We start from the raw sequence: 25,417 nt of genomic DNA, 5'->3' as shown, positions 1-25,417 counted from the left end.
ATATAGTTATGAAATCATACGTAGCAATAATAGTATTTCTATTTATCGCTTTTGGCGCACAGGCACAAAGCGATCAGGAACTCAACAGGGACTCCGTAATCGGATGGCAATATGTAAGCAATCCTATAAATTCAAAGGCGATTTATAAACCCGTAAAAGGCCTATATGCAGGCGGGGCCTATTCTGCATGGCAACAGCAGGCATCGGATTTATTGCTAAGCTGGATACAACAATCCTATTTGCCACGGGGTTTGATAGTGCGCACCATCGCCAAAAACGATGAACGCTGGTATGTAGATGATTATAGCCCGCTGCATAGTTATGGTATCAATTTGCTGGGCTATTCTGCTCATTTTGTCAATGGTAAAATTGACCTCAAGTGCTGTGAACAGGGCCTGAAATTAATTGCAGGGTTTAATGATTTTCCGGGCGTAGCTATCAAAAAATTTAATCCCGGTGGGTTGTATTTCTTTGCCGAGGAGGCACAGTTCAGCAGTGGCGATGATGATGCACAATTATCAAAAGAAGGAATAGATAAAAAAATTCAGCCCAATCTATATAACTATCGTACCTACTTAGATCATTATCACGATGCTGGCCAGCAGATGTTTAAAGTTGGCGTGGTGGTTTCCAAAAATGGAGACTGGCCTTTTAAACCCGTGCTGGTAAAGGATGCCGTTGCATACATTCAGCAACAATTGGCCGCTTATCCCGCTATCCTTCAAAAAAATCCTTACTCGGCAGAGCCTGTAAAAAAAGCTTTGGAAAGATTAAAGCCTTATTACAATGAAGTGGTGAAATTAAGAGCTAATTATAATCCAAACAATGCTATCAATGATAATAATGATCATTACCTGCTGGACCCCGGGGCAATCATAAACGGAAACCCTATTAATAAAACATTTCCTGAACACAGCATCCTTGTTAGCACCACGCAACAAACCATCGACCAATCAAAAACAGATAACCCGCTTTGGGTGTATTTTAATTTTACACCACTGAATAGGGCGATAGTAGGAAACCCTGCAAAATTTGATACAAAGTTTGGTACCGATATATCGCATATGGTGTATTCTCTGTTGAACAATTTTAATTTTGATTATGTAGCCAGGTGGCTTGCGCAGCCTGATGCAAGAAAGAGTATGGCTTATACGCCCGTAAAAGCGCCGGCAAAATCTACGGGCAATATATTTTCAGCGCCTGCAATGGTTTCGGTAACAGCATCTACAAAAAATAAAGACCCTTACACTATTTTGTACGATGATTTTAACGGTTATACCGATGGAACACTGTCTGCAAAAGTATGGCACACTTATGGACACAACGGGCATGATTTTGCAAATGCATCGGTAAGCACAGTGAATGGACAATCCGGCAAATGGATTTCTGTACCGCAGGATTTTAGTTTCTATCCCAATTTTAATAAACCGCTTGGCGCCAATTTTACCGTGAACTACGATGTGTATTTCGGAAAAAATGTAAAAAACCAAAGAACGCCTTTTTACTTCAGGATAGATACGGAAGACCCGAAGAAAAGTAACCCAATTGATTTGCACGATATAAACAGGGAAGGCTTCCAATTTTCATTAGCCATGAGTGGCGAAACCGAAACAAGCAAACGGTACATGAGTGTTGAATACAAAGAAACGTTCACTAATACCAGGATACCCACTGCCAAAGCAGGCGATGTAGCACATGTAACAATTTCCGTGAACGGCGCTGCAATAGCTGTTTCTGTAAATGGCAAAGAACTAATGCATGATGATAATGCAATCCCTGCGGGAAAATCTTTTAGAAGATACGCCTGGTATTGCAGCGAACCGGGTGTGTATTTCAGTAATGTGTATGTAAAAAGTGGCAGCCCTGTGCAAAATACTATTCCGCAGGAGCCGCAATTTGCCGGAGTGGTAAAAGACAAAAAATCCACAACACCCGATGCTGCTACATTTGAAACATCGGACTATGCATTTAAACCATTAGAAAAAATAGGTAATATGCCGCCGATAAGTTATCCTACAGGGTTTAAAAGCGCTACCCTCATTCCGGCACAGGCAGAAGGAAGCAATAAAGCAGTGGCAACCTTACCCCCATTCAAAGCGCCTTCACGTTCTGCATTATTAGATGCTATACCCAATACAGTGTTGAGCAATGCTGCATTTAAAAAATTAATTGATGACCTGAAAAATACTGTATCCACCAAATTGAATACAGATAATGTAAATAAGATAGACGGTTACCTCAAAGCAAAAAAAATAACGGCACCAAAAGCAATTGCTGCAGAAGCTATTGGCGCATGGCTGAGCAACAAACCAACAGCAGCTTTGTATTTATTCTGCAAAGCCATGCAGGCAGACTACAATGTTATGAATACTGCCAACAACCTGGCTTCGCTGTTGAATGCTTATGGTTATTCAGAAAAAGCAATTCCTGTTTTACAATATGTGAATGGTAAAATCAATAACAACCCGGATGTATTGTCCAATATGGCAACTGCTTATTATAACCTTGGCGATATGAACAATGCTTCCCTGTTTGCGGATAAAAGCATTGCAAAAGACAGTTTGAACGCTAACGGAAATAAAGTGGCCGCTTTTGTACACCTGGGCAAAGCATCGGCAACCAATAACAAAGCTGAAGCCGATAAAGCTATTGGTTGTTTAAAACAAGTGCTTAAATCACGGTATGATAATGAAGCAGCTGAAATATTAAATAAAATTGAAGGCAATCATCAAAAACAAAAAGATTTTGCGAATACAAACTTTAAAGAATTCCCCATGCTTCGCCGGCTGGAGCTGCCTGCCATGACCGAAGACCTGGCGCAGGCAAAATCTTTCAACGGATTTTTAGAAAAAGAAAAAACTGCTTTGTCTCAAACTGCCGATGATATCAGGGCCGCTTATAAAAAGATTCCCGAAGCGGATATGAAACAAGTAATCGCAAATATCAACCAGAACAAAGGAACAGCAATGATGATGGTGAAAGCAGCCAATATTGTAAATCAAAGTGCGGCGTGGTACATAAAATTGAAAAGCGACCTGGAGCAGATTTTTACACAGAACAAAAGAACATTAACAACCGCCTACAATAAAAAGATAAGTGCGATCACCAAAAAATATAATGCACTGTTGAATAAATTAGAAGGCGGTGAAGGCAAGGTAGAAGAAGAGGAAGAAATGGAGCGCCTAAAGAAAGCCCGTTGTGAAGAATACAATAAAGAAAGTCAGATATATCTTTCTGACCTGGCAAAGCTCACCAACCAGTTTGCTCAAAAAAGCGAGCTGGTAAGCCGTACTTATTTCAGGGATTATGCTAACTGGATGCCGGTTCAATTAAACGATAACAGCAACCGCTTTCTTCTGGATGCACAGGTAAAATATATTACTGATGTAAGGAAGATCCTTTCGGTATACACTGTTGCAGAGCCCTGTATCTATCCATCCCAAGAAGCAAAAGAAGATAAGAAGCCATCCAAGCCAAAGCCATGGGAAGAAGATTATTGTGCCAATTTCAAAGGAACGTTGGGCATTGGCCCTGCAAAGATTGGGTTCAATTGTAACTCCATGAGCATATCCGGTGGCGAAGGTTTTGTGGGAGAATTAAATTTGAATTTCAATGAAAATGGCACTTTTAAAGAGGCAACAATTGGTGCAGGCATAGGAATAGAAGGGCATATTGGCAATCAAAATGTAACAGCAGTTTCAGCAGGCGCATCTGCGGTGGAGTACATCACCGTTGGTGCCGGGCCAAATGGCGGGGTACAGGTAACAGACTGGGGAATCTCTGCAGGCGTTTCGGCCGGGGGAAATATCGGTGCGGTTAGTGGAGAAGCCAATATTGCCTCCACTAATATTTCTGTAAATGAAGGGATAAAAGCAAGCGGTTATATTGCAAATGTGCTGGGTTTAAACAAGCCATAAAATCATCTTTTTTAATGATTGACCATTTTTTTATATCAAGCTACTTTTATATCACAAAATTAATGAAACCATTATGAGCAAACGCTCACAAACAGAAATGAATAATATTGCTCTTGATAGCTTCATTACCGATATAAACAAATTATATACTTATGAAAAAATTAATCATCTTATTCCTGTTCATTGTAGGAACAATAACAGCTAAGGCACAAATCAAACCAAGAGTTAAAGACGAGAGTGCATTCATCCTAAAAAGTATAAAAGAATTAAGGCTACCCCAGGATGATGCGAAAACAGAAATAGCAAAGAAAATAGCAGAAATAGTGAAACCAGTTATTGACAAACTGGGCAAGCTTATGGATGCCGACCCAGCCACTTATAAAGCCTACCAGCAAGATATTAAGGCCATAGCCGATGCAAAAACAAACGAAGAAAAACGATCGGGGATAGCAAATGTTTCCAAAAAATACTATCCGTTTATTAAGAAAGTTTGGGAAGAGGCAAACATTGATGAGCGGGATTATCAAGCAAAAATAAGAGCCGTGTTTCCCGATAATGTAAAGGATAAGATTAAGTTTAGCGAGTTTCTGAGATTTCAATATGAATTGGCTAAACCAGTGCAGGGATATACACCTGGTGGAGGTGGCTTGCAAACGTCTAATACCCCTCCAATAGTTACTAAGCCTGATGATCCTAACCCGTTCCGGTGTATTGACGAAATCCCAAGTTCGGGAGTTCTTTTTGATGAAAGTAAATCGGGTATAGGGTTCACTAACCACTGGTATGGAGAGTTTACTGACACAGACCCTACAAAAGCAATTCATACCTTCACTACTGCTGATGGTCCATGGGGAAGGTACTCTGATGCGGGTATTACCTTAGACACTGTTAGCATACCAGGTAGATTTCCATCAGATAGCAGGCGCCTGCAAGTTACAAAAAGTTATAAATGGAATGGCAGTGCTTATGCTATTTCTGTATTGGGCACCAGTTTAGGTTTTTATTATGAAACGCCTTTTTTTGGGGCATCGTTTTCAGAATGGCAAACAGAAGTAGGGATCTGTTCCCCGATAACATTTGTGTTATATTCAGAACGAAATTTAACTAAAACGTATTCCGTTATAAAACAAAAACCAACTGGCAATTTTCTTGCATTTGGCTTTGGTGCAGGAAACTATTCGTCTGGTTTTGGATTATTGGCATTTGCAGGAGCTCAAAGTAATGTAGCTGGTACTAAATGGACTCTTTGTGAAATTCCTTAATCAACCTTTGAACAATGAAACACGTAAAATATTTTATTTTATTGAGTGTGCTAATAGTGATGAGCTGTACCAGTTTTGCACAAAAACAGACTTTTGATGTGGTTTCTTTTACTTTTCCAAAAGGCTGGCAACAACAAAAAAGTGAAGCAGGTATTCAACTTTCCATTACCGATAAAAAAACAGGTGTTTATGGAATTGCGGTGATCACCAAAGCAAGGGCATCTTCTGCATCAGCTAATGAAAATTTTAATAATGATTGGGATAAATTGGTAAAAGGAGCAGTAAGCGGTGACACAGCGCCAAGCATTTCGGATATGAATATAGAAACAGGCTGGAGTTGCATTACCGGACAGGCAAATTATGTAGATGGCAATAACAAAGGATTGGCAACACTAATTACGGCAACGGGATACGGCCAAACGGTTAGCGTTGTAATCCTGACCAACACCAGTAAATATCAGGAAGAAATATTGGCATTTGTAAATTCACTGGAATTGCCAAAAGCCAATCAAATTAAAATTGGTAATGCCGCAACTGGTGGTACAAACGATGCTGGGAAATCATCGGTGCTGGGTTTATGGTGTGATAATCTATAATTATTGCTATGAAATCGAAAATACTTATCTCCTTGTTTATACTACTGCCATTTATTGCTTTTGCCCAAAAGCCATCTAAAGAACAAATGGAAGCCGACAAAAAGCGATTGGCTGAGGCCATGCAAAAACTCAATGAAAAGACTTCTAAAATGGACCCTAAGGCCAAAAAAGGATACGACAGTCTGCTCAATCAATATGGTGTGGGACAAAAGATGGACAATGCCATAAAACAGGTAAACAAAAGTCAGCCAACAAAAAGTGGCGGTGTTGCCAACGGTCTTATTCCTGCAAAAGACATCAAAGCCATTGCTGGTATTGCTGCTACACCATCCAAAGTAAACATGGGTGCATTTATCGGCAATACAGGAAATACAACTTTTGCCGCTGTACTTCCTGCTGCAAAAAATAAAGCCAACAATCTCTATAAAGACCTGAAAGAAAAAGGAGCAAGCATTGATGAAATGGGCAATGCTGCTGTCGCATTGTGGGTGGGTGGCCGTACACAAATCGCATTGAGCCTGATGGCACAGGTATGTAAAGATGATGCCAATAACACCGATAATTTGAATAATTATGCAGCTATGTTAACGATGACGGGGGCTCCTGAAATGGCAATTCCTCTTCTCAGTAACCTCAATGGCCGATTTAAAAAGAACAGTACCATACTCAACAACCTTGGCCAGGCATGGTTTGCACTAGGCGATGTGGACAAAGCCCAAAAATACCTGGATACCACACTTGCACTTGGCGCATCACACGCGCAGGCCAATCAAACCCTTTGTCTGATAGCTGAGCACAAAGGTGATAAAGCAGCAGCGCTTGCATATGCCAAAGCCGCATTTAAGCAGGGAAACACCGCATCAAGAAAAGACAAGTTAAAGCAATTAGGCTATACACCTGGAGCAGATGATTATACTGGTTTTCCTCGTACTAACAAAAGTAACGATCTATTGAATCTCGGTAACTTTTCACCAATGGAATTTCCAAAATCTTATGCGGCAATGAAAATGTACGAAACGCAATGGAAACAGTTTAGCGTAGCTATTGATCAGGCAATAAAACCCTTACAAAAACTTAGCGAAGAGTCGAATAAGCAAACGATCAAGCGTTTGGAGGAGCAGCAAAAACAGTTGATGAACGTCATGAACAAAACGTTGGCCAATCCTGGTTCAGTAAACCAAAGTAGTGCCATGCAAACTGTGGGTATACCCATGTTTTCGGAAAAAATGAACGCCAAAGAGAAAATAGTGCTGCAAAACCTTCAGCTAAAAAAGGATAAGGTACTGCAAAAAATGGCCGATTTTACGAAAGGAGATGGTGCCACTTACAAAAAAGAGTATGAAGCCACTATGAAAAAGATCAACGAAAGATGGAAAAACGTTGGAGAGGGCGGAACAGAAAATAATGGGGTGCTTTGCAACGAATCTATAAAAGCAATAGATGTTTACCTGAGTGCATACAATACAAAGTGCGAAGAATTGTACAAAGAATATTTGGAGGTGCAGAAGCAGTTTTTGAATGAAATGGCTTATTTATCATTGTACACTACTTATCCCGAATTGATTCCTGGTATCAATGCTGGCCTAAAACAACAATGGTTAAAAGACCTGGCCTTTAAAGCCGAAGTGCTTCAGGTAAGTTACGGCTGTGCAAGTCCGGGTAAAATAAAAGAAGGTAAGCTTACCGAGTTTAAAGATCCCAACTGCAATATCAATAGCGAATTTGGTAGTGCGAGGCTCGGCTTCACGATGACGCTTACCTGCAGTGGCTTAACTACTACTGTTAATGCAGGTGTGATCAGCGGTACTTTGAACCAGGATCTGGATCATGCAGGTTTTGGCGATTCCTTTAAGAATTGCACAGTTAGCATTGGACCTAAAGTAAGTGCCGGCGGCAAATTGGGGCCATTACAGGCCAGTGTAAGCGCTGGTGTAGGTGCAGATATTGAAATTGACAGAACCGGTATAACCGATGTAGTGGTGGTTGCGGGTGCAGAAGCCGCTGCCGGAGTTGGCTCTGCCGGTGCAAGCGCAGGCATGGAAGGAAGAATGAGCCTTAATAGCGGCGCAGGCTCACTAAACGGAACAGGTATCTTTAAATAAACAACAAACGATGAACCGTCCATGATTAAATCATCATTAAACTCACATAGGAATGATGATTTAATCATGGTAAGGAACATTTGACCACTAAAAACAAAATTATAAACAAATGAAACAGTTTTTGATCTTTTCAGTAATGGTATTGGGGAGCATTGCAGGTTTTTCGCAAGGAATAAAAAAAATAACTGACCCATTAACGCCCTGTGGTTCACGTGCAGAAGTTGACGGTATGCCCGGTATTTATACCGACCACAACAATACAATATATGGCTTTAGTTTAAAAGGCACACCCGCCGAAAAAACTACGATGATGAAAAACCTCATCGCAGCAGAAAAACTGGAAGAAGCCAGCCGTAAGGATTTTAAGTTGACGGGATGTGCCGCCAGAGTAAGTTTTGCCAGGCATGGTAGCAGTGATTACGGTAAAAATGTTTATGCCAGCTATGGGTACAACATGGGTATATATGCTTTTGTCTGCAATGTGTCCCAACACGCAACCAAAATCGTAGATGAATACAGAACGGTTTTCAGGGTTGAGTTTAATCCTTATATAATGCCTGGAGGCGTACATGCAGTAGGTACTGGCGAGTTCAATATGAAAAATGGGAATCCGATGTACGAAATTCCTGTACAAGCAAAAGTGGGGCCCAACTTTGAAAAAGACAAAAACAACAATCCCAGCCGCGTATCACAATATATTTCAGAAGCAACGCTGATGGTTGCCCGCTCTGATAATTATAAAGATTTTCATAGCGATTTTTTAAAACTCAACAATGGCAATGGCTATGTTGAGCACTGGGAAATGGGCGGCAGGTATGACAATCACGGACCTAATTCGTATCAATTTATAGATCGTCGTTATTTCCTCACCAAACCGGGAGTGCCTTTACTGATCCCCGTTAGCCGCAAGCAATACCTGCAGGATATGCTGGAATATTTTGAAATTGAAAAAGCCAATTTTGAGTATGACAACGCGGAAAAAATTAAAAATATAGGAAATAATACTTCTGAGTCTGCAAAAAGAACAATGGCAGCTTTGGAAGCAGACAAACTTGCTTACCCCAGGATATATGAAGCAAAAAAAGCAAAAGTGAATGACCTACTTGCCAAACAAAAACCAGAATGGTTACAAAAACCGGCAGTGGTAGACCAGGATAGATTGCTAAAAGATGCAAATAAAATCCTGGAAGCTTTGGGTAGGTTTTATGATGCAGAAGGAGAGTATAAAAGTGCCCTATATGTTTTAAATCCAGCCTATTTTGTATCCAATAACGGGCAGGCTGCAAAACCTTTGTTGATAGAAGTACAGTTTCGGTATGAAATCACAAAAGATTATGGCTACTCTTCAAGGTTGTTTAACAACTGGGAACAGCATTTTGATATTGGTGCATTGAAAAAGATGTTGCAATAATTATCTAAAATTAAATTCGACCCATGAAACGAATACATACATCGACCATTGCCACATTAATTGCAACGGTTGCTTTAACGCAGCAGGTTAATGCACAAGATTGCCAGTCGTCAAAAGACCTGGAAGCGCTTCCTGGAAAGCATATAGATGCAGCCCATTGCGAATGGCCGCAAGAGAAAGCACATTGGCTGGATGCCTTGGGTACGGCAGCTAATAAAGCTGCTGCCAATGCCATACTTACTAAAATCGAAACGCTCGAAAAACAAAGCCGTAGCAATTATATCCTTAAAGGGTGTGTGCTTAAAACTGCGTTTTCGGGCAATACCGCTACTACAATAGTTGGCAAATATGCATTGGCAAGCTATGACCTTAATATGGGCTGCTACGAATATATCTGTGTCAAAAATAAAATGATGGTCAACAGTGAATATGCAAATGTTTTTCGTGCCTACGTTAATCGTTATACCGGGATAGAAACTGCTTTTTCTTTTCCTGACGAAGCATATTATTACGAAACACCAAAAAAATACAATGGGCAATTTATCGCCCTGCACAATTTTATTAAAATGGATGCCACTAAAAATATCAATAACAGTAAGGGATTTTATCAGGATATTCCGGAACACACTGTGAAAGAAGGTAGCCGTAATGTATATATGACCCGTCATTGGTATTGCACAAAACCTGGTGCTTTGGTATTTATGCCTGTTTCGCGTAAAGAATACCTCGAAGCCCTGCTGGTCTATTACGAAAGAGAAAGGCTTTTAATAGCCGACAAAATAAAAGAGATTGAAAGCGAAAGCGCTGGCATGATGAAAGATCCGAAAAAGTACCCTCAGTTGTATGAAAACGGGAAACGGAACCTGATCGTGAAAAAGGCCAAATACCCGGACTGGCAAGAAAAAATAGAAGCTAAAAAAACCACGGTGGAAAAGGTATTGAAAGAAAATACAGCGGCCTGGCTGACCCAGTCTGCCGTTGTAAAACCCAAAGCTGAAACCTTTTCCTGGAAAAGGACTTATGGCTCGGCCCCCAACGATGAGGTATGGGTAGAGACCTACAATGCCGATACCAAAGAGGCCGCCCAAAGAACCGGATCATTTACCTTTGATGGATTTTGGGATAACAAAGGTGGTTCAACGCTCTATCAATATAATCCCGACTATTTTAAGGGTTCAGAAAGAAATCCGGTAAAGCCTTATATGATAGAATTGACCTATAGGTACGTAAAAACTCCTCTTGGGAAAAGTTTGGTAGAAAATTTTACCGAAAACTTCGATTTCGATGCTGTAAGGAATATGCTAGAGTAGGAACGTATCCTGCTATTTAAATTTTACTCATTAATCAAAAATGTCATGAAAAAAATCTTCTCCATTTTAGGTTCATTGCTATTGGTAACAGCAGTGAAAGCGCAAACCGTGGTGAAAAAAGAAACGGTAAATCCCGGAAGTAGCCAAACTACTGGTACTTCTACACCAGTAAAAGATCCTAAGGCTGCGGCTACCGATCCCAAAAAGGAAGCTGAAGCTAAAGCAGCGGCAGAAAGGGCTGCAAAGGATGCAAAAATTGCGCAGCAGGCTGATCCTAAAACCATCCCTGTAAAAGACCCGAAGGCTGCTGCTACTGATCCTAAAAAGGAAGCAGCAGATAAAGCCGCAAAAGAAAGAGCAGCCAAAGACGCAAAAATTGCCCAACAAAAAGGAAACTAATGCTGTTCAATTGCAACATTGAGCAACCACAGCATATTGAAGTTAAGGAAAGCCCGCTTCATGGGCGTGGTGTATTTGCGAAAAGCAAAATAAGGAGAGGAAGTCTGATAGAACAGGCTCCTGTTATTTTCTTGTCAAATGACGAGAGGGAGACCTTACGGTTTACCAAGCTCTTTCATTATTACTTTTTATTGGGCAATCCCGAAAAAAAGACTGCATTTGGTTTTGGTTATGCCTCTTTTTACAATCATTCCTCAGTCGCGAATGCCTTTTATACTTTTTCTAGAAAGAAAAATGCCCTTAATATCTATGCCTATCAAACCATTGAAGAAGGCTGTGAAATAACCATTAACTATAATGGTAAGCCAGATGATAAGGCTGAAGTATACTTTCCCAATTCGGATGAACAATGAAGAAACAACTGTATTTAAAAACGATAAAGGGAAAGGGTAGGGGTGTTTTCTGCCATACAGCTATTTCTGAAGGAGATATTATAGAAGTTTGTCCAGTTATCATTATCGCAGCCGAAGAATTTACCGCATTAAGTACCACACCACTGATGGATTATAGTTTTTATTTCAATAAAGAAGAGAATACATTGTCGTTAACCATGGGTTTTGGATCCATGTATAACCACAGGCAATATCCCAATGCCGTATATCTTCTCAATAGGGAAGAAAGACAGATGGTATTTACAGCTCATGAGCAGATAAAGGCGCATACGGAGATATGCATCAATTATGGGGGCGAATACGGTAAAGATTATAGTAAATGGTTTGTAGATAGGGAAATCATTCCCCTTTAATTGAAAAATCATCTTTTTTAATGATTGACCTATGTCCGCGCCTGGCCTAATTTTACCAGAAGAAAGCAAATCATGAAAAAATTAAAGCCATGAAAAAAGTAATTTTTATCTTTTTCCTTACTCTTGGTATAGGGGGGATAGCACAAGCACAGGTATTGCGTAAACTTAAAGAAAAAGCAAAAACTGCGACAGCGAGCTCAGTTGACCGATCAACCGATAAAGTTGTGGACAAGGCTGTCAATAAATCTGCCAACAATGTTACAGATAAAGCCATAAACAAAGTCAGCGAAAAACTGAATAGCCTATTTAAAAAGAAAAATAAAAAACGCACTGATAGCGTGCCATCCGCCGTTGTTGACTCAAATAAAACAGCAATCAAACCTAAGAACGAGAATAAGTAACTTCATAAAAGTAAGAAATCATGAAAAAGATATTGACCCTTTTAAGTGCCTTGTTAATTGTAACCGGGCTTAAGGCACAAAAAATAGTTGTACAAAAAGAAACAGTAAAACCAAAAGCTGATACACTGGCTAAAAGTAGTGTCGGTCAACAAAGTAATAAAGCAATTGGTAAAAAGGATGCAAAAATTGCCCCTGCCATCAAATATGCATCCACCTCAAAAGTTGCACCAGCATCAACAAAAATGGGCAAGCTCACTCCTGTAAACTAGTATCTGCTTAAATTCATAGCAAAATATAATAGACAAACTATAAGGTTGATTACTTTTGCAGAATTTTCGAAAAAACTCCAATTTCAATCAATTCGTCCACAAAATGACTCAAATTATGCGTCATCACTGACCCAGATAGTTTTAAACCCCTTTAATTAGCTTTAAAGGGGTTTTTTATACCCAAAAAAGTCTTTGATTTAGGGTTCTCAGTACGATGCCAGTACGGAAAAATCACACAAAACTCTTTTTATTGCCCTACTAGATAGCTTTTTGTTATTTCTCAGAATATGTATTTACATCTATTCACAATAAAAATGCTAACCAGCGCTTACTATAAGAACACATTGTTTTCACAAAGGAGCAAGTAAAACGAAACACAATATCTCTATTGTATAGGATTGCTTTAGACCATTGTAGAATTATCTCCACCCAGATCCATTTCCTAACAAAAGTCAAGTGTATCGGGGAATTTCTGTAGGAACTTTGTGTCTTCAATAACTATAAGACATGATGACACAGAAAAAACTAGCACTGGTTTCGGGGGCAAATGGACATTTGGGGAATAACCTGGTAAGGCTGCTCATTGATAAAGGGATCCCTGTGAGGGCCTCTGTCCGCGAGATCAATGACAAAATACCTTTTACAGGATTGGACTGTGAGGTAGTACAGGCAGATATTACCGACAAACCCTCTTTTGTAAAAGCTTTAGCAGGTGTAGAAACCTTTTATGCCGTTGGTGCCTCGTTCAAGCTTTGGGCTAAAGATGCCAAAAAAGAAATTTATGATGTCAATATTCAGGGGACAAAGAACACCATAGAGGCCGCTGCGGAAGCTGGTGTAAAGCGCATTGTATATGTCAGTTCAATCGCCGCATTGGATTATGCGAAATTACCAACAAAGGAGAGTTATGGGTACAATCCTGATCGAAGGGATATGTATTACAACTCTAAAAATGATGGTGAAAGGTTAGCTTTCCAACTGGCAAAAGATTTAGGTATAGAACTTGTAGCCGTAATGCCTGGCGCTATGATTGGCAGCGAAGCTTTTTTGCCGCTTAATGTATCCTACGGAGTACTTAAACTTATTTTGAACAAGCAAATTCCTGTCGACACCAAAATAACGTTGAACTGGATTGATGTAAAAGATGTAGCAGAGGGCTGTTGGCTCGCTGCAGAAAAAGGAAGGAGTGGAGAACGTTACATACTGGCCAATGAACAATGTATGACGATCACCGATACTACTAAGCTTGCCAATGAGCTATATCCGGAATTAAAGCTTAAAATTCCTGGTGCTGTTCCAAAACTTATGTTATTTGCTATTGCAGGGATAATGGAGTGTTTAGCCAAAATAAGCAAAAAGGCACCCGTATTGACAAGAAAGGACATCGCCATGTTTTCAGGTTTGCAACAGAATTTCGATATCAGCAAAGCCAGAAAGGAATTGGGCTTTAATCCCAAAAAACCGGAAAGGGCAGTAACGGATGCCCTGGCATACTTAATGGCGCATAAAGCTTTATTAAAATAGTTATTGTAAATTTGGAGGACTTTTAGAGGTATGCTGCAACAGAAATTAATTGACTTTATCCAATCAGGTCATACGCTTTCAAAAGCGGATATGGACCTGATTGTCCAATATTTTGAGCCGGTACTTTTCCCAAAAAATCGTATTATTGAAGAAGAAGGAAAAGTGCCAAAATACCTTTACTATATTGTTTCCGGTTACTTGCGCCTATTTTATTACAATGAAACCGGTGATGAGATTACCACGCACATCAATTGCCCTCCGGGTTTTTTTACCTCCTACTTCTCTTTTGTGAATGAGGCTAAATCCAATGACAATGTAGAATGTATTACGGAATGTGAATTGTTGCGGATTACAAAGGCAGACCTGGGAAGCTTAACTTCAAAAAGTCTGACGATGAAAGACTTTAGTATTGGCGTTTTTCAGCAATCCATTGCCTATAACGAAACCCGCTCTATGGAACTGGCAACCCTTTCAGCTGAACAGCGCTACCGAAAGCTGATAGAGAACTATCCCGGAATTTTACACAATGTTCCCATTACTTATATTGCCTCCTTTCTTGGTATGAAACCGGAAAGTCTGAGTCGCATCAGGAGGAAATTGCTTTCCTAATAAGGCGTTTTTTCAGTAATCAACCCACAGCTAATTTCCAGAATTGCTATAGTATATTGGAAATGATCAGAATCTTCTCTTGATGATCATTAAAACTGTAGTGAACCACAAGATTTTTAAAGCATATTTATATATTTATAAAAGAATTTACTCCTAATTAAAGACTAATGTTCTTAATGATGAAAAAAAACATCAAAATTCTCTTTTTTGCCGTCCTTTTGTTAGTGATTTTTGCTTCAGTTGAGAAATCAGCGGGTCAGGTTGCTAAATTACCCACAGCGTGGACGAAGGTGGCTATAGAATCAAAAATTCCATTCCCGGACTACCCCAGGCCTCAGCTTGAGCGTAAGAATTGGCTGTGTTTGAATGGAAAATGGGACTATATTGGGGGTAAAGATGTCATGAATGCTCTCAATCCATCAAAACCCATAAACTTCGGTGACAAAAGTGAGCAGATACTTGTTCCTTACTGTCCGGAGTCTGTACTGTCCGGAATTGAAAGAAAACAGGAAATAAATATGTGGTACCGCAGGAGTCTGGAAATCCCAGACTCCTGGAAAGATAAACAAATCATTATCCATTTTGATGCTGTTGATCACGACGCGACTGTTTTTGTCAATGGACAAAAAGCCGGATCACATGCCGGTGGGTACGATGCTTTCAGCCTAAACATTACCCCTTTTTTGAAAAAGGGCGCCAACATAATTATTGTTGCCTCCTATGATCCAAACGATGGCCGGGCGCCGTCAGGTAAGAATGGTCCTCGTGGCGATTATACTTTTTCATCGGGAATCTGGCAAACGGTTTGGCTTGAGCCGGTAAATAAAAATTACATCAAGAACATCCGCCTGATGCCTGATTTAGCCAATAGTCGCCTGAAGGTAGAGGTGAATGCAGACGCTGCCCAAGTTTCTGCGGTGGTACTTGATGGGAAAAAGATGGTTTCCGAGATTAAATCCGAAGCTGGAACTACATTTTACATTCCAATTAAAAATCCAAAACTATGGTCTCCAGATGAGCCCTTTTTATATGATTTGAAGTTGACGTTACGAAGTAAAAACGGCGAAGTTACCGATGAGGTAACCAGCTATTTCGGAATGCGTGATGTGAAACTTGGTAAAGTGAACGGGGTCATTAGGCCATTATTGAATGACAAATTCGTTATGCAGGTCGGCCTCCTTGATCAGGGATACTGGCCGGACGGAATTCTGACTGCACCAACAGAAGATGCGCTGAAATATGATGTGGAATTTACCAAGAGGGCAGGATTCAATTTGATTAGGAAGCATATGAAAACTGAGCCAAAACGATTTTATTACTGGGCAGACAAACTTGGCTTATTGGTTTGGCAGGATATGCCGGCCATTTGGTACCAACATGAAGATACAGCCAGAACACGAACAGTTTTCCGTAAGGAACTAAAAGCCATAATGGACGATCATTACAACTCCCCTTCTATCATTACCTGGGTTCCATTTAATGAAAACTGGGGTGCATTTGACGTAAAAGAAATTACTGACTGGGTAAAAAAATATGATCCGTCAAGACTTGTAAATGGCAACTCTGGCTTCAACAACAATCCAGGGTACCAGAAAGCAGCCGGAGATCCTGGAAATGGAGATTTTGTAGATACCCATATTTACATCGGACCTAACGATGCTTCTGTGCCTGATGATAAACGAGCCGCCTCACTGGGTGAATTTGGAGGCGTAGGTCTGTTTGTGAGGGGACATATGTGGCCTGTAGAAAATAATGCGTATGGTTATGAGCCTACCAAAACTGCGCTTACAGACCGTTACATCCTCTTGTTAGATCAGGTTGAACAGCTCATGAAATATAAAGGCCTGAGTGTTGCCGTCTATACACAAACGACAGATGTGGAGCATGAAGTCAATGGTGTTTTGACCTATGACCGTGCCTTTGAGAAAATGGATGTTGAGAGAATTAAAGAGGTTAATCAGGCAGTGATTAATGAAGGCAAGAAGTTGAAATGATAAGATTTATGCTTCCGTAGGAGCAGGAGTTAACATGAATGCAGTTGCCTGTAGATTCCAAATTAATTAAAAAACAAATCCGGTTTCTGAAAAGAAGCCAGACATCCGTCGTTCGTTATGTTCGAGTTCATTTTCTGTTAAAAAAATCTAAACTTTTTGTAGGCTGGACTTGTTAGCTAATTATCATAATTTTAAAGGCCGAGTGGCTCGGCAGGGGCTGGCAAAGTCTCTTACGCGGCTCGACTCGGTTTTCGATCACTTAATAATCAAATTCTCTGAATATGTATTTAAAAAGAATTTCCATAGTGTTTCTGCGATAACCAACGGACTTTCGCTATTATCTGATGCCAAATGACTAAGTTTCTCAAATTGCATACGCGGTACATGTGGTATAGAATTTTCCAAGTGATCCAATTCGATGGACAGATAATGATGGCTTTTAGCCCCTCCCAACAATAGAAGTTCAGCTTTGATATCTTTAGTTTTTTCAATCAGTTATTTAGCGAGTGATTCAGGAGCTATGGGAATGCTCTGTTTGACTACAAATTTATTCTACCACCAAAGTGGGGAAGAACCACTATCTGCGAAATATACAGTATGGTTTTGAACTTTATTTTCGAGGAATCGAAGACGGTAAGGTTTGTGAAAAGTTTATATTAAAGGCAACGCGTAGACATCAGTAAGGAATTGTGTTTTATGTTTTTAATACTGATATATATGCCTTATACTCCAGCCATTGATTTAAATTCAGTAGGCCTCATGTTTGTCAATTGATGAAAATTGTTACTGAATGCTGATATACTAGAATATCCGATCTCATAGGCGATTTCTGTCATATTCAGGCTGGTGCCTTTGATCAATTCCATCGCACGAATAATCCTTAGCATTTTTACATACTGGATAAAGGTAATATGCAGTTTTGCCTGAAATAGACGGGTCAGACTTCTCACGCTCATGCCCAATTGACTGGCCGTCGCTTCCAACGTAAGGTTTTCATTCAATTGACTTCGGAGCCGGTCAACAACAGCATTGAGCCGCTGATCATTGGTGGTGGGGAGCTGGATCGAAAACTTTTTAAGGTTTTCTTTCGAAAGCACGTTCCTCAGTGTTCTTAAAAACTCATATTCCCATGAACCTTCATAATAATCCCCGTGCCAGGTTTCGCTGAAAGAAAGCATTTCATACAATAGTTTGCTTACCGGGTAAATTCCCATTTCATTATAGAAACTGTCCCCGTTTTCCTTCGGAAAGTAAATATTGATTATAAACAGGTCCTGCGCATTAAACATCAGGTTATGCGGATAATTATTAGGTATCCAGATGTAATGGTTGGACGGAATATAAAAATCATTTTCCTCTGTCTGCAGGTAGGCGATACCTCCAAAGACCAAGAGTAACTGAGCCTTATCATGCTGGTGCGATGGTAACCGCTGTTCTGTTTGCTGTCGCACTACCAGGATCGAGCCGGGATTTTGGTCAACATTGTCGATAAGCTGTTGAAGCGTTTTCATTGGCCAAATTTAACAAATATTAGGCTTATTATATAAAAACACTAAACGCCAGTCGGGATACTTTTGTAATGAATTTAATAATGTCATTATGGAGCAGAAGACAATTGAAACCAACCCTAATTTAGTTCTTGAAAAGCAGGACATAAATCATAACAATGATGAACGAGCGCTCAGGGAACAACTCATTACTTTCAATCTTTTTTTTCCTGCATGCTCAGGCGGTTTAATGCCTGTGATGGACTTTTCATCTGTCATCGATGAGTTGAGCAGAATGATCAAAACCTGGAGGCAGCGCAGATCGATTAAAACCAATATAAAAAAACACTCAGATGAAACGATATAAAATTGCAGCGATTTTAAAAGCGATCATCTTTCTGTTCGTGCAGCCTGTTAAAGCTCAACTACCTGATACTGTTAATGTATTTTCATTAGAAAAAATATGGGCAGTTGCAGAAAGCCATAACCGGCAGTTAAAGCTTTCTGATCTAAATGTTGCTGAAAGTAAATTAGAGGTGCTTGAAGCGAAGGACCGTTTGCTGCCGGAACTCTCCGTAGGCGGAGATCTCAAGCTTAATTCACAGTTCCTGATCTACAACAATGGATTATTCTCCTCTCCACAGAATGTGCCCGTTTCCGAGTACGGATATGGACTTGGCTATAACTTTAACCTGGGCCTTTTTAGCGGAGGAAAAGAGAGAAGAACTATTAAGATCAAGCAGGAAGAAGAAATACGTGGCCGATATGAGCAGGATCTGCAAAAGCACAGTGTAAAATTCAATATTGCTGTTTCTTATTACGATCTCTATAAATACCTGCACTTCCGGGAGTTTATAACGGCAGAGATCGCTGCAGAAAATAAACAGCTAAAGCTCATTAAAAATATGAACAGAAATGGCATTGTACTAAAAAGTGATGTGCTTAGAACCTCGGTCAAACTGTCCCAGTTGGAATTAAGCCTTTCAGATGTTGAAAAGAAAATTGACATCACTAAACAACGGCTGAATATGCTAATGGGGCGCGAAGGTGAAGCGCAATTTTCTATTTCCTATAAAGACGGTTTTGAAACCGGTGCTTTTAAAAGTTCGGCCTATGCCGATTATATTGATATCGCGTTAAATCAATCACCGGATTACAAGATCGTGAATAGTGATATTAAGTTGACAGAGATGAGTATTAAGCAGCTGAAGGCGACTTTGTTACCAAAAGTCTCCTTGTATTCCAATTACAATTACAACTACCCCCAGATCTCATTTTATCCTTACTCAAATGATCTATGGGGGTTTGGGCAAACCGGGATCAAGGTGCAGTTCTCGATTGATAACCTGTACAAAAACAAACACGCTGTTGCACGCGCTCAAGTCGTAAATGACGAAGCAAAAGAAAACGCACGCATCAAAAAGGACGAAATCTCTATTCAGGTGAAAGAAGCTTACTTACAGCAGCAACAGTCGTTGGAAAGCGTAGAAACGGCACAAAAGGATATTATCAAAACTACAGAAATTGTTCGGGTCATCAGAAACAGTTACCTCAATCAGGAATCGCTTTTGACCGATCTTCTGGATGCAGAAAATACTTTGCTGGGAGCAAAGTTCAACCTAACAACTGCACAAACAAATTTAAAACTCAGCCATATCCGCTTACTGGCAATCATAGGAATTCTCTAATACAATATATCATGGACAAAATTAAAATAGATAAAATGATCATAGTGATAACCAAGTGGCTGGGCATCTTTCTGTTGGTGGCAATCATTTCCTGGGGCGTCATCTATTTTCTAAAAGGATACCGCTACGAATACACCAACGATGCCCAAATAGACGCTTATCTATCACCTGTAAATGCAAAAGTCGGCGGTTATATCAGTAAAATTTATTACAAAGACAATCAGCAAGTTAAAAAAGGAGATACGCTTGTGATCATTGCGCTTGACGAATATGCACTTAAAAGGAATGCCGCTTCAGCAGAATTAATGGGTTCGCGGGCCAAATTACCCATTTTAGCTTCCAATGAGGAAACGCAAATCAGAAGCATTCAGGTCATCAAAGCGCAGCTCTCAGGGGCAAAAGCAAAGCTAAATCAGCAGCAAAGAGAATTCGATCGCTATAAAAAGTTATTGGCTGATGAATCTACTACTCAGCAAAAATTCGATAACATTAGCACCTCTTTGTTGATCACGCAATCTGATCTTGATCAGGCACAAGCTTCCCTGCAGGTATCTCTATCCAAGCTGAATGACATTAAAGCACAGCGTGCGGCTATAGCAGCGGAAATCAAGCTCAAGGAAGCCCTGCTTGAAAGGCAGGAGCTTGATGTCAGATATACGGTCGTTACAGCTCCATTTGACGGGCAGATGGGGAAAAAAGCCATTCAGGAAGGACAATTGATACAGCCTGGCCAAACGCTGGCATTTTTAGTCAACAGATCAGAAGAAAAATGGGTGATCGCCAACTTCAGGGAAACACAGATCAGCCATTTCCGGACGGATCAAAATGTTATGATAGAAACGGATGCTTTTCCGGGTGAAAAATTTAACGGCGCCATAGAATCACTTTCTCCAACCACAGGCGCTCGTTATTCGCTTCTCCCTCCGGACAATGCGACCGGTAATTTCGTCAAGATCACACAACGTATACCAGTCAGGATCAGGTTCACCGACAAGCCGGAAAAACTCGCTAAACTCTCTGCAGGAATGAATGCCAATGTTTACATTTTAAGGGATTAGTGATGCAGCCACATGAAATCCCCGTCTTTAAATTTTGGGTACCAGAATGGATGGCAAGATCTGTAATATTCGCCATCCTGATGACCTGCCTGTTTAGTTTTGCTTTATACAGCAGCCCTGCCGCGGCAATGGGTTTCTATGGCATACAACCTAATGATGTTCAATACGCCATGATTGTTATTTATGGTTCAACAGTGGCTTTCCTGGCACTGGATTTTCGTATAGTGAAATACTTTTCGCCAAGGAAATGCCTGCTGGTCGCACTTGCCATCAACGCGGCGTGTTCCGTCATCTGCTTTCATATGAGGAATTGGACATCGTTCATCATCTGTCAGTTCGTACAGGGAATTACCTGTGCACTCATGTCGGGAATCGTATTGAATCTGATATTTCCAAGATTAAAATCTACACGTGCAAGGGTCATCGCTTATTCCATTCTGTATTGCGGTATACAGATATCCGTTCCACTTTATTCGATCTATTCCAGTATGGTACTTCATTATTTTGATTTCAACTGGTTATTCTATGGCTTCAATATCCTGCTCATCATCCTGGCCCTTATTGTATTGCTGACGATGAGCAGCAAAGCCAGGTTTACAAAAAAGGTTCCGCTTTACCAGATAGATTGGATGGGGTATCTTTTTTATGTATGTTTTATTTTAGGATTGGGATACATCCTGATTTACGGACGGCAGCTGGGCTGGTTCAGCAGCCGGATAATCGTTCTGCTGAGCTTAAGTAGTTCAATGATCCTAATCCTTTTTATCATCAGGGAACGAAAAATCAAGCGGCCATTGATCAACTTACAAATTTTCAAGGCAAAGAATTTCGTCCTCGGACTACTTTTGCTTTTCACATTTTATATTTTTAAAGGAAGTACGGGACTTACTTATGGTTATCTGGAAAATGTCCTGGGCAATGATCCCCTCAGCACTATCCCAATATGGTTAACTGTGATCGCGGGAACCGTCCTGAGTATGTTTGTTACCTCCCGGTTGATCTTGATGGGCTATAACCTGATAAGGATGATCATAGCCGGTTTTGGGATCATGGCATTGTATTACGTATACATGCTGAATTTTATATCCGTTCAGGGTGAAACGATTGATTTTATCCTCCCTATGTTTATATACGGTATTGCAACAGGCGTATTATTTGTTCCAATTGTTTCATTCACCACATCCGCAGCACCACCAAAAATTGCGATAAACGCCTCCTTGATTGGTATTTTCGCGCGTTTTATCGGTTTTACTACCAGTCTCGCTATTAATAATGAACTCCAATTATATACCAGATCTGCGGTTAGGGAGAAATTCCGTGAAGCGCTGATCGAGACGGCCGCACAACTTCCTGTTACTTTGTTGGATATACAAAGCAGCTATATGAATGCCGGTAGCGACGCCTATACAGCGAAAGGCGTATCGACAGGTTACTTCAATAATTTTGTCCGGGAACAGATATTGACTCGTTCTACACGCGATTATTATGATTTGATGCTCGTTGGCGTCCTGATAGTAATTGTTATTCTGATTTTTACACCACAGATTCAAAAGGTCGTTTTACGGTTAAAAAAGAGCAATATTCCTTATTAGGCCATTTTTAAATAAGCGTGTGCAAATTCTGTAACCATTTTTTTATCCGATTTTTATCTGGAATTTTTTATGATGGAAAATTATTGCTTATTAACCTAAATAGAAAGACAAAATACCTGTAAATAAATGAAATGAACAGACGCCAGGATTTTTAGTTGGCAGTATTTGTTGAAATTAATAATAAATTAGTTTAAGCTATTTGTACAGAAATCATGCGCCCATCAAAATTAATACACAATCTTTTACTGATTCTGCTATTTTGTTATGGCACCGTGCAGGGACAGTCTAATCTAATAGGAGCAGAGAAGCAAAAGCTGCCCTTCATTAAAGACAGCATTAGTTATGTCAATTCCATAAATCGTCTGGGGATGCTTTATCACATGAAGAATGTTGATAGTAGCCTTTATTATGGTATGATGTCTAAAGCTATGGCTACCAGATTGCAATATCCTAAGGGAAAGGCAGATGCGGATAATGTAATCGCTTCTGTACTTTATATTAGGGGAATGTATCAAGAGTCGCTTCAACTATACACTCAGGCTTTATCTGATTACAAGATTCAAAGGGATACCGCAAATATGAGTCAGGTCGTAATGAACATGGGGAATGTATATTTGAGTCTTGGTGATTCTACAAAAGGCCTTGATCTTTTTCGACAGGTTATTAGGACAGGAAGAAGAGATAGCATCATGAGCCTGGTGTACGCAAATTATTGCATGAGCAATCCGTCTCTTTCAAATGACAGTGCCCAGTATTACATTAACAAAACCAGGGAAATTGCATCCATGTACAAAGATCACCGGGTGCTAATTGCTGTAAAGGAGTTAGAATTCGATTTTTTAGTAAAAAAAGGCCGTTCTGCAGAAGCACTGAAGCTGCTTGGCGGTGCTTTGGCCGAAGCACAAAAATATGAGCTTGATGATCAGGAAATTTACATACTTAGCGCTTATAGCAACTATTATGCTAACCAGCCCGACAGCGCTTTGCATTATGCCTGGCGTAGCTATCAGTTGGCCAAAGAAAAGGACTATGTCCTGGAATTAATACCTATACTGACGAATATTTTAGCCCATACTACATTGAAGGGTAATAAAGATCAAATCATCAATGTTCAGAAGTTACTTGAAGGGGCGATGGCAGAAGAGAACCAGAAGCTGAAAAAATTTGTTGGGGACTACATTAAGTACAACGCGATGCAAGGTGATAATGCTGTTTTAAGTATGGTAAACAAAAATAACAAGACCAAAATATGGTTGCTGGTTTCGGTTTGTGTGGCCGGTTTATTCTTACTGCTTTTCATTTATCGTTTATACCAGATTTCGCGTAAACACGAGCGTGAGCTGCAGCAGCTTAATCTAAAAATTCTGGAGCAAAATAAAACCTTGCAGCAAGCTGATGAATTCAAAAATAAACTCTTTTCTATTTTAGCTCACGATTTCAGAACACCACTTGTCTCTACAATAGGCATTGCAGGCTTAATGAAAGACAATCCTGAATTTACAAAAACAGAAATGGAACAGTTTTATGGCGATATAGAAAGGCAAGCCAGGGGTATGCTGGAATCATTTGACACCATCTTGCAATGGATCAAGCAGCAGTTGTCTGGTTACCAGTATAAAGCAGAAACACTCGTGCTCCATGATCTGTTCTGCGAATCAGCAGATATTGTTTCGGAACAACTAAAAGCGAAAAAAATAACAGTGTTTAATCAAATTCCAAAGCATGTAACTGCAACATCGGATAAAGAAATGCTACAATTTGTTAACCGGAATTTACTGTCCAATGCCATTAAATTTTCCCCGGAGGGCGGCGAAATTGTGATTACCTATACACTGGAAAACAATTCAATGATTGTATCTGTTGCAGATCAGGGTCAGGGGATGGATGAACAAACCATCAGCAAACTATTTTCAATATCCAGCAATTTCGGTTCATCTACACAGCACGGCGCAGGAATAGCGCTTTCCATGTGTAAGGATTTTATTCAAAAGCTTGGTGGGCGAATCTGGGCTAAGAATGCAACGCCACACGGGGCAGTATTCTCCTATACAATTCCCGCCAAAGTATAATCAATTATTGATATTGAATGAGTTTCCTGATCGGTATTGAAATGTAATTTAACCTCGCAATTTTTTTCGCCACATTAAAAGTCGATTGTTCTTCTATTCGCTTCTTATTCTTATAGATTCCCCTGATTATTCTGAAAGTTTTCCTGTACCCCAGCCCGTAGTTAAATCACATTTAGCAAGATACGGATTTTATAAATCCTCCATTTATACAGATATTGCCTTTGAAAAAATATAAGATATGGAGATTAAGAATTGTTTAATAACTGACGTAGCTGAAATTCAATCGCTTTATGAAGCGGCAAGGAGTTTGCAAATTCAGAAAGAAATGGTAGTCTGGCCAGTTTTTAAAAACACATTCATTAAAAATGAAATCACAGAAAACCGGCAATGGAAAATCCTCCAGGACAATTTAATCGCCTGCAACTGGGCCATTACCTTTGAAGACAAGGAGATCTGGGGAGAAGAAGACAGGAATGATGCGATTTACATCCACCGGATCTGCACAAACCCGACATTACGCGGGAACAGATACATAGAGAAAATCGTAGAATGGTCCAGGGAGTATGCAAGACAACTGGGCAAAAGATTTGTACGTTTAGACACACTGGGTAACAACACAAAACTTATAGCGCATTATACCTCGGCGGGATTTAATTTTTTAGGAATAGTTAAATTGACTGACACCGCAGACCTGCCGGTTCATTATCAAAAGGAACCGAATTGTTGTCGTTTTGAAATTGACCTGCAAAGTTTTGCATCACGGTAATTATGGAAAGTAAAAGATTATGTAAAGCAACATGTATATTTCTCAGATAGTGGTTCTTCCCCAATTTTGGTGGTTTTAAAATGAGGCGAGTAATGTAAAATCAATGAATTAAGTGTTCATTAAAGCTTGCTGATGATTAAAGCCGTCGGATCCACTAA

The 25,417-nt window shown here is 40.0% G+C and carries 21 protein-coding genes; 20 read left to right on the top strand and 1 reads right to left on the bottom strand.

The features are described from left to right. The first annotated feature begins 8 nt into the window (after positions 1 to 8). From AC1DDK_RS07065 to AC1DDK_RS07000, 14 genes are all read left to right on the top strand, one after another. Positions 9 to 3,917 (top strand): tetratricopeptide repeat protein, encoded by a 3,909-nt coding sequence (locus AC1DDK_RS07065; RefSeq protein WP_337717181.1) that lies wholly within the window; start codon positions 9 to 11, stop codon positions 3,915 to 3,917. Positions 3,918 to 4,069: 152 nt separating this feature from the next. Continuing rightward, entirely contained in the window at positions 4,070 to 5,179 is a 1,110-nt protein-coding gene (locus AC1DDK_RS07060) for a hypothetical protein (RefSeq protein WP_477611825.1), read from the top strand. A 14-nt stretch (positions 5,180 to 5,193) separates the two neighbouring features. Next, complete coding sequence (locus tag AC1DDK_RS07055; RefSeq protein WP_172661399.1) at positions 5,194 to 5,775, top strand: hypothetical protein; 582 nt, start codon at positions 5,194 to 5,196, stop codon at positions 5,773 to 5,775. An 8-nt stretch (positions 5,776 to 5,783) separates the two neighbouring features. Then, complete coding sequence (locus AC1DDK_RS07050; protein ID WP_337717179.1) at positions 5,784 to 7,877, top strand: tetratricopeptide repeat protein; 2,094 nt, start codon at positions 5,784 to 5,786, stop codon at positions 7,875 to 7,877. Between the two features lie 109 nt (positions 7,878 to 7,986). After that, on the top strand, positions 7,987 to 9,288 hold the full coding sequence (locus tag AC1DDK_RS07045) for a hypothetical protein (protein WP_337717177.1): 1,302 nt from the start codon (positions 7,987 to 7,989) through the stop codon (positions 9,286 to 9,288). A 23-nt stretch (positions 9,289 to 9,311) separates the two neighbouring features. After that, the gene (locus AC1DDK_RS07040) at positions 9,312 to 10,598 is read left to right on the top strand and encodes a hypothetical protein (RefSeq protein ID WP_337717175.1); all 1,287 of its coding nucleotides are present in this window, start codon (positions 9,312 to 9,314) and stop codon (positions 10,596 to 10,598) included. A gap of 45 nt (positions 10,599 to 10,643) precedes the next feature. Beyond that, the gene (locus AC1DDK_RS07035; protein WP_337717173.1) at positions 10,644 to 10,997 is read left to right on the top strand and encodes a hypothetical protein; all 354 of its coding nucleotides are present in this window, start codon (positions 10,644 to 10,646) and stop codon (positions 10,995 to 10,997) included. After that, a complete protein-coding gene (locus AC1DDK_RS07030) occupies positions 10,997 to 11,410 on the top strand; it encodes an SET domain-containing protein-lysine N-methyltransferase (RefSeq protein ID WP_172661394.1) in 414 nt (137 codons plus the stop codon). The genes AC1DDK_RS07035 and AC1DDK_RS07030 overlap by 1 nt, the downstream gene beginning before the upstream one ends. After that, the gene (locus tag AC1DDK_RS07025) at positions 11,407 to 11,802 is read left to right on the top strand and encodes an SET domain-containing protein-lysine N-methyltransferase (protein ID WP_172661393.1); all 396 of its coding nucleotides are present in this window, start codon (positions 11,407 to 11,409) and stop codon (positions 11,800 to 11,802) included. The genes AC1DDK_RS07030 and AC1DDK_RS07025 overlap by 4 nt, the downstream gene beginning before the upstream one ends. Positions 11,803 to 11,891: 89 nt before the next feature. Next, entirely contained in the window at positions 11,892 to 12,203 is a 312-nt protein-coding gene (locus AC1DDK_RS07020) for a hypothetical protein (protein WP_337717171.1), read from the top strand. Positions 12,204 to 12,223: 20 nt separating this feature from the next. After that, complete coding sequence (locus AC1DDK_RS07015; protein ID WP_172661391.1) at positions 12,224 to 12,472, top strand: hypothetical protein; 249 nt, start codon at positions 12,224 to 12,226, stop codon at positions 12,470 to 12,472. Positions 12,473 to 12,979: 507 nt separating this feature from the next. Continuing rightward, on the top strand, positions 12,980 to 13,996 hold the full coding sequence (locus AC1DDK_RS07010; protein ID WP_337717169.1) for an NAD-dependent epimerase/dehydratase family protein: 1,017 nt from the start codon (positions 12,980 to 12,982) through the stop codon (positions 13,994 to 13,996). 30 nt (positions 13,997 to 14,026) lie between these two features. After that, the gene (locus AC1DDK_RS07005; protein ID WP_288882202.1) at positions 14,027 to 14,605 is read left to right on the top strand and encodes a Crp/Fnr family transcriptional regulator; all 579 of its coding nucleotides are present in this window, start codon (positions 14,027 to 14,029) and stop codon (positions 14,603 to 14,605) included. 176 nt (positions 14,606 to 14,781) lie between these two features. Next, positions 14,782 to 16,599: a glycoside hydrolase family 2 protein gene (locus AC1DDK_RS07000; protein ID WP_337717167.1), complete on the top strand. Its 1,818-nt coding sequence runs from the start codon at positions 14,782 to 14,784 to the stop codon at positions 16,597 to 16,599. Positions 16,600 to 17,321: 722 nt separating this feature from the next. On the opposite strand, the gene AC1DDK_RS06995 is transcribed toward AC1DDK_RS07000, so the two are convergent. Beyond that, a complete protein-coding gene (locus AC1DDK_RS06995; RefSeq protein WP_337717165.1) occupies positions 17,322 to 18,110 on the bottom strand; it encodes an AraC family transcriptional regulator in 789 nt (262 codons plus the stop codon). An 88-nt stretch (positions 18,111 to 18,198) separates the two neighbouring features. Here AC1DDK_RS06995 and AC1DDK_RS06990 point away from each other — a divergent pair, with 88 nt between their 5' ends. The 6 genes from AC1DDK_RS06990 to AC1DDK_RS06965 all read left to right on the top strand — a co-directional run bounded on the left by AC1DDK_RS06990 (position 18,199) and on the right by AC1DDK_RS06965 (position 25,259). After that, on the top strand, positions 18,199 to 18,453 hold the full coding sequence (locus AC1DDK_RS06990; RefSeq protein WP_288882206.1) for a hypothetical protein: 255 nt from the start codon (positions 18,199 to 18,201) through the stop codon (positions 18,451 to 18,453). Next, positions 18,440 to 19,774: a TolC family protein gene (locus AC1DDK_RS06985; RefSeq protein WP_288882207.1), complete on the top strand. Its 1,335-nt coding sequence runs from the start codon at positions 18,440 to 18,442 to the stop codon at positions 19,772 to 19,774. Before AC1DDK_RS06990 ends, AC1DDK_RS06985 begins: the two co-directional genes overlap by 14 nt. Positions 19,775 to 19,785: 11 nt before the next feature. After that, a complete protein-coding gene (locus AC1DDK_RS06980) occupies positions 19,786 to 20,832 on the top strand; it encodes an HlyD family secretion protein (RefSeq protein WP_288882209.1) in 1,047 nt (348 codons plus the stop codon). 2 nt (positions 20,833 to 20,834) lie between these two features. Further along, positions 20,835 to 22,424 (top strand): MFS transporter, encoded by a 1,590-nt coding sequence (locus tag AC1DDK_RS06975; protein ID WP_337717163.1) that lies wholly within the window; start codon positions 20,835 to 20,837, stop codon positions 22,422 to 22,424. Between the two features lie 212 nt (positions 22,425 to 22,636). After that, positions 22,637 to 24,493 carry a tetratricopeptide repeat-containing sensor histidine kinase gene (locus AC1DDK_RS06970; protein WP_337717161.1) on the top strand — a complete coding sequence of 619 codons (1,857 nt, stop codon included), beginning with the start codon at positions 22,637 to 22,639 and terminating at the stop codon, positions 24,491 to 24,493. A 238-nt stretch (positions 24,494 to 24,731) separates the two neighbouring features. Then, entirely contained in the window at positions 24,732 to 25,259 is a 528-nt protein-coding gene (locus tag AC1DDK_RS06965; protein ID WP_288882215.1) for a GNAT family N-acetyltransferase, read from the top strand. Positions 25,260 to 25,417: the final 158 nt, after the last annotated feature.

The organism is Pedobacter sp. 05T44 (genome assembly GCF_056395985.1).
The sequence above is the reverse complement of the archived record's forward strand: the minus strand, read 5'-3'. Positions and strand labels throughout refer to the sequence as shown.